This is a genomic window from Streptomyces sp. NPDC001493, assembly GCF_053597235.1.
The window spans coordinates 1-12,272 of the sequence record NZ_JBSFHV010000037.1; the positions used below are offsets into that span (position 1 = coordinate 1).

A 12,272-nucleotide genomic window follows, 5' to 3' on the forward strand; every position below is an offset into this window, starting at 1 on the left:
TCCGACTCTATCAGACTCTTTCGTGTCCGATTCCCGGTCGAAGCGGGTTTCGCTTTCCAGTTCTTCGCTTTCGCGTTTCCCTTTCCGGCGAGTCCAACCTTACCAGACTCTTTTTCGTTCCGTTTCCGGTCCGAATTTGATTCCGGCAGCCAGTTGGTGGGCTTTTGCCTTTCGGCTGATCCGACTTTATCAGAGCGAATGGGGACGAATGAACGACCCGGACTCTGCATTAAGAGGAATCAAGTGGCTCCGCGGGAATGAACATTCCCTGCAAGAGCGAGATACACATTAGCCGTCGAACCCGAACCTGTCCAGTTCGAGCCAACTAGTAAAATCTACCTCCCCACAACCGCCGTGTCAACAGCTTTTGTGGGCGAAGAGGAGACTAGCAGCTCAGCAAGGTCTGATGCACATCCGCCGTGGCGTGGCGGGTCACGCGACGGTCGGCAGAGCGGCGGCGCGCTCCGCCGCGGCTACGTCACCGGTGTCGCCGGCCCGGACCGCGCGGCCGCCCAGCACCTGTACGTACAGCAGAAAGGCCAGCTCGGCGGCGACGCCGATGGTGATCCTGGCCCAGGTGGGGAGACCGGAGGGGGTCACGAATCCCTCGATGACTCCGGACACGAACAGGACGAGGGCGAGACCGATGGCCATGCCGAGCGCGGCCCGGCCCTCCTCCGCGAGCGCGGCGCGGCGGGAACGGGGGCCCGGGTCGATGAGGGTCCAGCCGAGTTTGAGGCCCGTACCGGCGGCCACGAAGACTGCGGTGAGTTCGAGGAGGCCGTGCGGCAGGATCAGCCCGAGGAAGGTGTCCAGTCGGCCGGCGGACGACATCAGGCCCATGCCGACCCCGAGGTTGAGCACGTTGGTGAAGAGGATCCAGATCACCGGCAGGCAGAAGAACGCGCCGAGGACGAGGCACATGGCGGCCGCCTGGGCGTTGTTCGTCCACACCTGGGCCGCGAAGGAGGCGGCGGGGTGGCTGGAGTAGTAGGTCTCGTACTCGCCGCCCGGCCGGGTGAGTGCGCGCAGGTCGTCGGGGGCGCCGATGGCGGCCTGGACCTCGGGGTGCGTACCGATCCACCAGCCGATGAGCGCGGCGAGGAGGGTGGAGAGCACCGCCGTGGGCACCCACCAGTGGCGCGAGCGGTACACCGCGGCGGGGAATCCGGCGGTGAGGAACCGGGTCACGTCCCGCCAGGACGCCTTGCGGGTGCCGGTCACGGCTGACCGGCCGCGGGCCACGAGCTGGGTCAGGCGTCCCTCGGTGCGCGGGTCGGGGGCCTGGGAGTGGATGAGGGAGAGATGGGTGGCCGTCCGCTGGTAGAGCACGACGAGTTCGTCCGCCTCGGTGCCGGTGAGCCCTCGGCCCCTCTTCAGCAGCTGTTCCAGACGGTCCCACTCCGCGCGGTGGGCGGTGACGAAGACATCGAGGTCCATGGTGGGTGTCTGCTCCAGGCGAAGGGCGAAGAGGCGTACGGGTCCCGAACACGGCGGCGCGCCGGCGATCAGCTTGGCAGACTGTCGCACAACGGGGGCTGGGGTGGGCGAAGAAGGGCGGGGCAATGAGCGAACTCGTGACCGGGGACGCGGTGGTTCTGGAGCTCAGACCGGCACGGCTGCCGAGCAGGGCGCTGGCACAGGCCATCGACACCGCGCTGCTCCTGATCGTCTTCGTGGTGCTCAGCATCGCGCTGGCCCTCGCCACGTCGACGCTCGACGACGCGGCCGTCGCCGCCGTCTCCGTGGCGTCGTTCCTCCTGGTACTGGTGGGCGGGCCGATCGCGGTGGAGACCCTGAGCCACGGTCGTTCGCTGGGGAAACTCGCCTGCGGTCTGCGAGTGGTGCGCGAGGACGGGGGGCCCATCGCGTTCCGGCACGCGCTGGTGCGCGGGGCGATGGGCGTCGTCGAGATCCTGTCGTCCTTCGGTGCGGTGGCCGCGATCGCGTCCTTGGTCTCCGCCCGGGGCCGGCGGCTCGGGGACGTGTTCGCGGGGACGCTCGTCGTACGGGAACGGGTGCCGGACGACCGGTCCCGGGCGCTGCCGCCGCCTCCGCCGTGGCTCGCGGGCCGTTTCGCCCAGCTGGACCTGTCGGCCGTGCCGGACGAGTTCTGGCTCTCCGCACGCCAGTACGTCTCCCGCCTGCACCAACTCGATCCCGCCGTGGGGTACGCGATCGGCGAGAGGCTTGCCGGGGAGCTGGCGGCCAGGACGGCCGTGCCGCCGCCGGAGGGCGTGCCCCACGCGGCCTATCTGGCCGCCGTGCTGCACGAACGCCGGACACGCGAGGTACGGCGGATGCTGTCGGCCGAACGCGCGGCGGACCGGGTGCCGGGGGCTGTGGCGGGAGCGCCCGTACCGGGGGTCGGTGCGACGGCCGGCGGGACGGCTGGATGGGGTGCGCCCGCGGGTGCGCCCGTCGCCGGCCCGAAGGCCGTGCCGGGCCCGCTCGCGGCACCCGTACCGCCGGTGCCGGTGTCACCCGCGGCCCCTGCCGCCGCGCCTGCCTCCACCGGGTTCGCGCCGCCTGCCTGAGCCGCGGTCCGACTGGGCCGGCGCGCTACTCGGCCGGCTGCTCGGATCGCGGTGCGGGTTTCGGGGAGGGCGGGGATTCGAGGTCTTCGAGCTCGATGCCGGGGGCGGCGAGGACCACGTCCCCGGCGAGGTGCACTGTGTGCCGCTCCCCCGTGTTCAAGTCGCTGACCTGGTACGTGTCCACGTGCAGGGGGCCGTTGTCAGTGGGGTGCGCTTCACTGTCCACCAGGGCCCAGGACTGATCGACGGTCAGGGGCGCGAGGACCGGATCCGTGAAGGTGACCAGACGGATGCGGGTCTCGGGGGAACCGGGGGTGAGGCGCAGCAGTCGCGTGACGGCGACGAGAAACGCGGGAGAGGTGCCGGAGAAGGCGTGGGCGCGGACGTTGCCCTCGGTCGCTTCGGTGCCGGTGGGGTCGGTCCGTACCCAGGTGACGCCTTCGAGGGCGGCGCCGCGGATCTGCCAGCCGCCCGCGTGCAGTTCCAGGCGGATGGGCCGGCCGAGCTCGTCGAGTGCGAGGTCGGTGGAGCCCAGGTGGTCGCCGGAGGGAGCGGTCCTCTGGGCGACGTAGCGCCAGCCGGAAGGGCCGGGGGCGCAGTGGAAGTGCTCTTCACCGAGGGGGGTGTGATCGTGCGGATCGTGGAACGAATATCGGCCGCGGGGCATGGGGTCCTTCGGGCTGCGCGGGCGGGGTACGGGGCAGGCCCCCGGCACGGGGGTGCGGGGGCCTGCGCTCGGACCTGCTGCTGAGACTGTTCCGGTCGCCGTCGGCCGGTTCCTCCCCCTGCGGGGGCGGGCCGGCGGCGGGTGGTATCAGTAGCGGTAGTGGTCGGACTTGTACGGGCCGTCGACCTCGACGCCGATGTAGGCGGCCTGCTCCGGGCGGAGGGTCGTGAGCTTGACGCCCAGGGCGGCCAGGTGGAGACGCGCGACCTTCTCGTCGAGGTGCTTCGGGAGCACGTAGACGTCGGTCGGGTACTCCTCCGGCTTCGTGAAGAGCTCGATCTGGGCCAGGGTCTGGTCCGCGAAGGAGTTGGACATGACGAAGGAGGGGTGACCGGTCGCGTTGCCGAGGTTCAGCAGGCGGCCCTCGGAGAGGACGATGAGGACCTTGCCGTCCGGGAAGGTCCAGGTGTGGACCTGCGGCTTGACCTCGTCCTTGACGATGCCGTCGATCTTGGCCAGGCCGGCCATGTCGATCTCGTTGTCGAAGTGGCCGATGTTGCCGACGATCGCCTGGTGCTTCATCCGGGCCATGTCGGACGCCATGATGATGTCCTTGTTGCCCGTCGTGGTGACGAAGATGTCGGCCTGCTCGACGACGTCGTCGAGGGTCGCGACCTGGTAGCCGTCCATGGCCGCCTGGAGCGCGCAGATCGGGTCGATCTCGGTGATGATCACGCGGGCGCCCTGGCCGCGCAGGGACTCGGCGCAGCCCTTGCCCACGTCGCCGTAGCCGCAGACGACGGCGGTCTTGCCGCCGATGAGGACGTCGGTGGCGCGGTTGATGCCGTCGATCAGGGAGTGGCGGCAGCCGTACTTGTTGTCGAACTTCGACTTGGTGACGGCGTCGTTGACGTTGATCGCCGGGAACAGGAGGGTGCCGTCGCGGTGCATCTCGTACAGACGGTGGACGCCGGTCGTCGTCTCCTCGGTGACACCGCGGATCTCGGACGCGAGCTGGGTCCACTTCTGCGGGGACTCGCCGAGGGTGCGGTTGAGGAGCGTGAGGATGTGGGCGTACTCCTCGCTGTCCGCGGTGGACGGGTCCGGGGCCGCGCCGGCCTTCTCGAACTCGACGCCCTTGTGGACCAGGAGGGTGGCGTCACCGCCGTCGTCCAGGATCATGTTCGGGCCGCCGGTGGGGCTGTTCGGCCAGGTCAGGGCCTGCTCGGTGCACCACCAGTACTCCTCCAGCGTCTCGCCCTTCCAGGCGAAGACCGGCACGCCGGCGGGGGCCTCGGGGGTGCCGGTCGGGCCGACGGCGATGGCGGCGGCCGCGTGGTCCTGGGTGGAGAAGATGTTGCAGGAGGCCCAGCGGACGTCGGCGCCGAGGGCGACGAGGGTCTCGATGAGCACCGCGGTCTGCACCGTCATGTGCAGGGAGCCGGTGACGCGCGCGCCGGCCAGCGGCTGCGCGGCGGCGTACTCCTTGCGGATCGACATCAGGCCGGGCATCTCGTGCTCGGCGAGGGTGATCTCCTTGCGGCCGAAGGCCGCGAGGGAGAGGTCGGCGACCTTGAAGTCCTGGTTCTGGGTGACCGTCGTCATGGCGGGTCTGCTCCTCGTAAGGGTCGAGGGTGGGCTGGCTGGCTGTGCGGCTCCGGGCACAGGAATGCCCGGGACTCGCAGCGCAGTCCGTCGGAGGCCCTCTCTCCCTCGGCCGGTCCGCTTCCGCGGGCCGATCGACCGCCATCAGCAGCGACGTCTGGTACGCGTACGAATCTACACCGAGCAGCCGTGAGCGCACCGGCCCACGGGGGAACGGTGCGCTCACGGGACGTACGGAACGGCTGGGATCAGTGCCCCGGACCGGAGGGGTGCTCGCCGTCCGGACCGGTGGCGCCCGCCGGGCCGTCCACCTCGGTCGGGCCGTCCGCGCCGGTCGGGCCCGCCGCGCCCTCGGTGGGCTGCTCGGACGCGCCGGCCAGGGGGGACCGGCCGGGGTTGGTGCCCGTCGACGCGGCGTCCGCGTTGTAGATGTCGGGCTCCAGGTAGATGACGCGGGCGATCGGCACGGCGGCGCGGATGCGGGTCTCGGCGGCGTTGATGGCGTTGGCGACCTCGGTCGCGGTGTCGTCGTGCTGCACGGCGATCTTGGCGGCGACCAGCAGTTCCTCGGGACCGAGGTGGAGCGTGCGCATGTGGATGATGCCGGTCACGGTGTCGCCGTCGACGACGGCGTCCCTGATCCGTTCGATCTGCTCGGCCCCCGCCGACTCTCCGAGGAGGAGGGACTTCGTCTCGGCGGCGAGCACCAGCGCGATGACGATGAGCAGGATGCCGATGCAGAGGGTGCCGATGCCGTCCCAGACGCCGTCGTCGGTGGCGAGCGAGATCCCGACGCCGCCGAGGGCGAGGACCAGGCCGATGAGCGCCCCGAAGTCCTCCAGGAGTACGACGGGGAGCTCGGGGGCCTTGGCGCGGCGGATGAAGTCCGTCCAGCTCAGCGTGCCGCGGGTCTGGTTGGACTCGGTGATCGCCGTGCGGAAGGAGAATCCCTCGGCGATGATCGCGAAGACCAGCACGCCCACCGGCCAGTACCAGGCCTCGATGGGGTGCGGGTGCTTGATCTTCTCGTAGCCCTCGTAGACCGCGAACATGCCACCGACCGAGAACAGGACGATGGAGACGAGGAAGGCGTAGATGTACCTCTCGCGCCCGTAGCCGAAGGGGTGCTCGGGGGTGGCCTGGCGCTGCGCCTTCTTCCCTCCGAGCAGCAGGAGTCCCTGGTTGCCCGAGTCGGCCAGCGAGTGGACGCTCTCCGCGAGCATCGACGAGGAGCCACTGAAGAGGAACGCCACGAATTTGGCCGCCGCGATGGCGAGGTTGGCGGAGAGTGCCGCCACGATCGCCTTGGTTCCGCCTGACGCGCTCATGGGTTGCCTGGTGTCCCTTCCTCGGTGCTGCAAACGCGGATCGGTGCTGCGCACCCGGATCGCCGCGGTACGGCCGCACATTGTTGCAGCACCGGGGACGGACGGTACGTCAGGCCACCACGGTGGCCCGGAAGAGTGTGCCGTTACCTGACGCTTCGACCGTTTCGCCCGCGGGGACGAAGACCGAGCCGCCCGGAACGAGGTCCAGCTCGCCGGTCCGGAGCGATCCGGCGGTGCAGAGCAGGATCTGCGGGGTGGCGGCGGTCAGGTCGGCGGGGGCGGCGCCGGGCGAGAGGTCGAAACGGGACAGCCGGAACTCGTCGACCGGGGTCTCGTACGGCTCCTCGCCGGAGGGGGCCGCCTCGGGGCGCAGCACGCCGGGCTCGGTGGCCTCGAAGCGCACGATGCGCAGGAGTTCGGGCACGTCGATGTGCTTGGGGGTGAGTCCGCAGCGCAGGACGTTGTCCGAGTTGGCCATGATCTCGACGCCGAGGCCGTCGAGGTAGGCGTGCGGGACGCCCGCGCCGAGGTAGAGCGCCTCGCCGGGCTGGAGCCGCACGTGGTTGAGGAGCATCGCGGCGATGACCCCGGCGTCGCCCGGGTAGTGGCGGGCGATTTCGGCGTACGGGGCGTGGTCGCCGCCCAGGGCTTCGGCGGCGGCGGCCGCCTCGCCGACCGTCGCGGCCATCTCCTCCGGGTCGGCGGTGAGGATCGCGGTGAGTACCTCGCGGAGGGCGGCTTCCTCCGGGTGGGCGCGCAGCAGGTCCGTGTACGGCTTGAGGGAGTCGACGCCGAGCGCCTCCAGCAGGGCGGCGGCCTCGTCGGGGCGGCGGAAGCCGCAGAGTCCCTCGAAGGGGGTGAGGGCGCAGATCAGTTCGGGCTTGTGGTTGGCGTCCCGGTACGTGCGGTGCGGGGCGTCGAGCGGGATGCCGCGGGCCTCCTCGTCGGCGAAGCCGAGCCGGGCCTGCTCCAGGTCGGGGTGGACCTGGAGGGAGAGCGGGGCTCCGGCGGCGAGGAGCTTGAGGAGGAACGGGAGGCGGGGGCCGAACTTCTCGACGGTCGCGGTGCCGAGTTCGCGGGCCGGGTCGGCGGTGATGACCTGGTCGAGCGGGAGTTCGGCACCGTCGCGGGTGAGCAGGGACGGCGCTCCGGGGTGGGCTCCCATCCACATCTCGGCCTGCGGCTCCCCCGTGGGCGGGGTGCCGAGCAGCTCGGGGATGGCCGTGGTGGAGCCCCAGGCGTAGGGGCGCACGGTGTTGGAGAGCCGGTCCATGGAGTTGTCCTCGGGCTTTCGTGAAGGTGTGCGGCGTGGCAGGTACGGCGGTGGGACAGGTGGGGCAGATACGACGGTGGAGCAGGTGGTGCGGGTGGAGCAGGTGGGGCGGGTGGGGCAGGTACGGCGGTGGGACAGGTGGTGCGGGTGTGACGGACGGGACCGGCTCGGGGACGGCGTCTCCGGCATCCGGGCGAGTAACGGGCGTCCGGCAACCAGGCTCCCGGGCAACCGGGCAACCGGATGACCATGCATCCGGACGTCCCGGCGTCCCGGCGTCCCGGCGTCCCGGAGTCCTGGCGTCCACGCTCCGGCTCCCGGGGCGGCCGCCGCCCTGCCGGTCGGGCAGAGCGGCAGGCCCGGCACGGCCGCGGGTCGGGCCGGTCGGCCAGGTCAGGTGGGGTTCTCGGCGGTCGGCGGCTCGGTGGCCAGCGAGAGGTAGACGGCGGCGAAGTCGGTGACGGCGAGGAGTTCGGCGAGCGCTTCGAGTTCGCTGCCCTCGTCGGGTTCGAGTTCGCTGATGGCCGTGTCGTGGCCGAGGGCGAGTTCGCGGGCTGCCGGGGCGGCGGTCAGGCCGCCGGTGGGCCGGTCGCGGAGGAGGACGACGCGGGCGCGCAGTGCTTCCTGCTCGTCGACGCGGTCGCGGAAGAAGTCCTCGGGGTCGGCTCCGGCGGCGAAGTCCCCGGCGAGCAGGGCGCCGTGCGAGGGCAGCGCTTCGGGGAGGGGCGCGGTGAGCGCGGGGCGGCCGGCGAGTTCGGCGAGGACGGCGGCGAACCGGCGGCCGACCGGGCCCGCCGCTTCACCCTCGGTCCACACCAGCGGCAGCGTGTCGGCGAGCTCGGCGGCGAGGGTCTTGGCCGGGTTGCTGTACGTGGCGATGGCGGGCCCGCAGCGTTCGGCGGTGCGGTCCAGCCGGTCCGCGACCTTGCGCAGGTCCTCCTCGGACGCCGCGAGCAGACCGACCCGGTCGAGCAGGGCGAGGAGCGGGGTGAGCAGGGCCCAGAGGGTGCCGGGGCCCGCCGCCGAGGTCTCGGCGTCGTACTCGCCGTGCGGGGCGGCGGCCATGGGCACGAGGAGCCCGTGGGCCCTCTCGACGGCTTCGCGCAGCGGCGAGCGGGTGGGGGCGACGGCGACGACCGAGCAGCCGCGCCGGTACGCCTGTTCGGCGAGGAGCGAGAGGCCGGGTTCGGCGCCGTCGGCGGTGGCGATGAGGAGCAGGTCGACCGGGCCGGCCCAGCCGGGCAGGGTCCAGCGCAGTGCGCCGCCGGCCGGGGCGACCCCGGTGGGGCGGATGCGGGTGACCGGTGCGGCGGCTCCCGCGAGGGCGCCGATGATGTCGGCGACTCCGGTGGCGGCGGTACCGGGGCCCGCGACGAGGACGGAGCGCGGCCTGCCCTCCGGGGTCAGCGCTCCGATGCCGGCTTCGGCCGTGTGCAGGGCGGCGGTACGGACGCGGGCGCCGGCCTCGGCGGCCCCGCGCAGGAGCCCTCGGCGGTCTGCCCTGGCCAGGGCGTCCGGGGCGTCGAGCAACGTCTCGTCGAGCATGGCGGTGGGCCTCCGATCACCGTACGGATCAGGGTGCGGGTGCCGGGCGCGGTCGCGGTCGGTCGCCGCCGGGGGTTCCGGAGGCGCCGGCTGTACGTGCCTGGCGTCCCGTCACGCGGGGCGGCGGGCCTCGTCGACGAGGAGGACCGGGATGCCGTCGCGGACCGGGTAGGCGAGACCGCAGTCGGCACCGGTGCAGACCAGCTCCGGGCTGTCGTCCGCCGTGCGGTCGTCGAGCGGGGAGTGGCACGCCGGGCAGGCGAGGATCTCCAGAAGGCCGGCTTCGAGCGCCATGGGGCGGGTCCCTTCGAACATGCGGTTGAACTTCGCGCGGTTGGGGCGAGGCCAGCCTACCGCCGGGGGCGGGGGTCGCGGTCCGGCAGGACCGCGGTCCCCCGCTGCGCGGCGGCCGGGCGGGAAGGCACCGGGGCCGCGCGACGACCGGGTGGACTCACCGGCGTCGCTCGCAGCATCGCCCGGCGACGGTACGCGGACGTGGCCGCGGGGCGAACGGGCTGCGGCCCGGAGACGAACGGACCGCGTCCCCGCACCGGGACGGCCCTGCGGCCGTCCCTGGACCGGCGCCCACGGCCGGGCGGCCCCACTCCCCCGAGCCCCACTCCCCCGCGTGCTGTCCCCTCCCCCGCGTGCTATCCCCGGATGAGGGCCAGTGCCTCGTCCCGTACCGCCGTCATCGTGGCCTCGTCGCGGGCTTCGACGTTCAGGCGCAGCAGGGGTTCGGTGTTGGAGGCGCGGACGTTGAACCACCAGTCGGTGGTGGCGACCGTGAGGCCGTCCAGCTCGTCGAAGGTCACGTCCTCGCGGTCGGCGTACGCGGCGCGGATCGCCGTGAGGCGGGCCGCCTGGTCGGCGACGGTGGAGTTGATCTCTCCGGAGTCGGTGTAGCGGTCGTAGGTGGCGAGCAGCGTGGAGAGCGGGCCGTCCTGTCCGCCGAGGGCGGCGAGCACGTGGAGGGCGGCGAGCATGCCCGTGTCGGCGTTCCAGAAGTCGGCGAAGTAGTAGTGGGCCGAGTGCTCGCCGCCGAAGATCGCGCCGTGCTCGGCCATCTCGGCCTTGATGAAGGAGTGGCCGACGCGGGTGCGGACGGGGGTGCCGCCGTTCTCGCGGATGACCTCGGGGACGGACCACGAGGTGATCAGGTTGTGGATGACGGTGCCCTTGCCGCCGTTGCGGGCGAGTTCCCGCTCGGCGACGAGCGCGGTGACGGCGGAGGGCGAGACGCCCACGCCGCGTTCGTCGACGACGAAGCAGCGGTCGGCGTCCCCGTCGAAGGCGAGCCCGAGGTCGGCGCCCTCGGCGAGCACGCGGGCCCGGAGGTCGACGATGTTGGCCGGGTCGAGGGGGTTCGCCTCGTGGTTCGGGAAGGTGCCGTCGAGCTCGAAGTACATCGGTACGACGTCGAGCGGCAGCCCCGCGAGGACGGTCGGCACGGTGTGGCCCCCCATGCCGTTCCCCGCGTCCACCACGACCTTGAGCCGCCGGATCGCGGTGAGGTCGACGAGGCCGAGCAGATGGGCGGCGTAGTCGCCGAGGGTGTCGCGCTCGGTGAGCGTGCCCCTGTCGGCGGCCGGTGCGGGCGCCCCCTCCTCGGACCACTGCTCCACGAGCGCGCGGATCTCGGTGAGGCCGCTGTCCTGGCCGACGGGTGCGGCACCGGCCCGGCACATCTTGATGCCGTTGTACCGCGCCGGGTTGTGCGAGGCGGTGAACATCGCACCGGGCAGACCGAGCGCACCGGAGGCGTAGTACAGCTGGTCGGTCGAGCAGAGCCCGATCAGGGTGACGTCGGCGCCGCGCGCCCGGGCGCCGCGGGCGAAGGCGCCCGCGAGGCCGGGCGAGGACGGGCGCATGTCGTGGCCGATGACGATCGCGTCCGCGTCGGTGACCTGGACGAACGCCGCGCCGAAGAGTTCGGCGAGCGGCTCGTCCCACTGGTCGGGTACGACGCCGCGTACGTCGTACGCCTTCACGAGCTGCGACAGATCAGCAACCACGGCCGGTCCTCCTGGGGTCTGGGCTGAGCGCCCAAACTACCCGGCCGCCGGTACGCCGTTACGGGCCGCCCACCGGCGGTCCGGGGTGGCGGGCCGAGGCGGCGGTACGCGGCTGCGGGCGGGCGCCGTCAGGAGTCGGGGGAACGCAGGACCCGCAGGTGACCCCGGCGCGCGACCTCGACGGGGTCGGCGGTGCGCGGGCCGCGGACGGTGCCGTCCTGGCCCCGGTCGTGCGGGCGGGCGGCCTCGCGGACCGCGTTGGCGAGCGCTTCGAGATCGTCGGCGCTGTGGCGGGGTGGTGCGGAGGAGTCGGTGAGCCTGACGACCTCCCAGCCCCGGGGCGCGGTGAGGCGCTCACTGTGTTCGGCGCACAGGTCGTAACAGTGGGGCTCGGCGTAGGTGGCGAGCGGGCCGAGGACCGCAGTCGAGTCGGCATAGACGTACGTCAGTGTCGCGACGGCAGGACGGCCGCACGCGGTGCGCGAACAGCGACGTACAGGGCTCACGATGTTGGACGGTACCGCACTCTTGAGCGGGCTGCGACGACTCTCCCCCGGGTCGGGCCACCGTGTCGTTGATCGTCCCCGGTGGCAGCGGGTCTCCCGGGGGCCGTGGCGATCCGCGGTCGAGGGGAGAGCGGCTGGTCACAGAGGTTCCGCTTGTGTGTGCGCGTGGGCGCCCCGTGGTGGCGGGAAGGGCGGGGCGTGAGGATTCGGTGATCACGAGCCGGGCCGAAATGTGGTTCAACTTGGCCGGAAAATCGAGGTTGAGACGAGTCTCGGGGGATGCGCGGACGATGCGGCACCGCCCCGCGCCCGGGCGGCCGACCACCCCCGCCGGGAGGGTTACGCTGCGTCGGTGATGGACAGTTCCGTACCTTCGCCCTCGCCCGATCCCCGGCCCCGGCGCCGCGACCGACACGGCCGCGGCATGCGCGGGCCGGTGGCGCCGCCGCAGGTGCCGCTGTCGATGAACCGCGCGGAGAGGTTCGCCGATCTCGTGCAGGACTCGGTGGAGCGCCTGGAGCGGCGGTGGCCGCAGCTCGCCGAGGTGGACTTCGTGGTGCTCGAGGTACCTGAGGTGACGGCCGAGGACACGGTGCCGCTGGGGCGCGCGATCTCGGCGGCGAAGGGGCGGCCCGCACAGATCGTCGTCTACCGGCGCCCCGTCGAGATCCGGTCGAAGACCCGGGACGAGCGGGCCCTGCTGGTGCACGAGGTCGTGGTCGAGCAGGTCGCGGACCTGCTGGGGCTCTCCCCGGAGTCCGTGGACCCCCGGTACGGGCAGGACTGAGCCCCGCCC

The 12,272-nt window shown here is 72.4% G+C and carries 11 protein-coding genes; 2 read left to right on the forward strand and 9 right to left on the reverse strand.

All coding sequences use genetic code 11. The features are described 5' to 3' along the window. Positions 1 to 432: 432 nt before the first annotated feature. Positions 433 to 1,440 carry a stage II sporulation protein M gene (locus tag ACWCWD_RS33915; protein WP_450778979.1) on the reverse strand — a complete coding sequence of 336 codons (1,008 nt, stop codon included), beginning with the start codon at positions 1,438 to 1,440 and terminating at the stop codon, positions 433 to 435. A 125-nt stretch (positions 1,441 to 1,565) separates the two neighbouring features. Here ACWCWD_RS33915 and ACWCWD_RS33920 point away from each other — a divergent pair, with 125 nt between their 5' ends. Beyond that, the gene (locus tag ACWCWD_RS33920; protein ID WP_450778981.1) at positions 1,566 to 2,537 is read left to right on the forward strand and encodes an RDD family protein; all 972 of its coding nucleotides are present in this window, start codon (positions 1,566 to 1,568) and stop codon (positions 2,535 to 2,537) included. Between the two features lie 25 nt (positions 2,538 to 2,562). On the opposite strand, the gene ACWCWD_RS33925 is transcribed toward ACWCWD_RS33920, so the two are convergent. From ACWCWD_RS33925 to ACWCWD_RS33960, 8 genes are all read right to left on the reverse strand, one after another. Beyond that, positions 2,563 to 3,204, reverse strand: a complete 642-nt coding sequence (locus ACWCWD_RS33925; protein WP_450778982.1) for a hypothetical protein — start codon at positions 3,202 to 3,204, stop codon at positions 2,563 to 2,565. Positions 3,205 to 3,351: 147 nt separating this feature from the next. Next, positions 3,352 to 4,809 (reverse strand): adenosylhomocysteinase, encoded by a 1,458-nt coding sequence (gene ahcY, locus ACWCWD_RS33930; RefSeq protein ID WP_450778984.1) that lies wholly within the window; start codon positions 4,807 to 4,809, stop codon positions 3,352 to 3,354. Positions 4,810 to 5,057: 248 nt separating this feature from the next. Then, entirely contained in the window at positions 5,058 to 6,137 is a 1,080-nt protein-coding gene (locus ACWCWD_RS33935; RefSeq protein ID WP_450778986.1) for a cation diffusion facilitator family transporter, read from the reverse strand. A gap of 109 nt (positions 6,138 to 6,246) precedes the next feature. Beyond that, a complete protein-coding gene (gene manA / locus ACWCWD_RS33940) occupies positions 6,247 to 7,410 on the reverse strand; it encodes a mannose-6-phosphate isomerase, class I (protein ID WP_450778988.1) in 1,164 nt (387 codons plus the stop codon). Between the two features lie 393 nt (positions 7,411 to 7,803). Next, positions 7,804 to 8,955: an SIS domain-containing protein gene (locus tag ACWCWD_RS33945; protein ID WP_450778989.1), complete on the reverse strand. Its 1,152-nt coding sequence runs from the start codon at positions 8,953 to 8,955 to the stop codon at positions 7,804 to 7,806. A gap of 111 nt (positions 8,956 to 9,066) precedes the next feature. Next, positions 9,067 to 9,249: a Trm112 family protein gene (locus ACWCWD_RS33950; protein WP_266710528.1), complete on the reverse strand. Its 183-nt coding sequence runs from the start codon at positions 9,247 to 9,249 to the stop codon at positions 9,067 to 9,069. A 356-nt stretch (positions 9,250 to 9,605) separates the two neighbouring features. Beyond that, positions 9,606 to 10,970, reverse strand: coding sequence for a phosphomannomutase/phosphoglucomutase (locus tag ACWCWD_RS33955; RefSeq protein WP_450778991.1), 1,365 nt, complete (start codon positions 10,968 to 10,970; stop codon positions 9,606 to 9,608). 128 nt (positions 10,971 to 11,098) lie between these two features. Further along, complete coding sequence (locus tag ACWCWD_RS33960; RefSeq protein WP_450778993.1) at positions 11,099 to 11,476, reverse strand: DUF3499 domain-containing protein; 378 nt, start codon at positions 11,474 to 11,476, stop codon at positions 11,099 to 11,101. A gap of 355 nt (positions 11,477 to 11,831) precedes the next feature. Between ACWCWD_RS33960 and ACWCWD_RS33965 the strand changes: the two genes are divergently transcribed. Further along, positions 11,832 to 12,263 carry a metallopeptidase family protein gene (locus ACWCWD_RS33965; RefSeq protein ID WP_450778995.1) on the forward strand — a complete coding sequence of 144 codons (432 nt, stop codon included), beginning with the start codon at positions 11,832 to 11,834 and terminating at the stop codon, positions 12,261 to 12,263. The last annotated feature ends 9 nt before the right edge of the window (positions 12,264 to 12,272 follow it).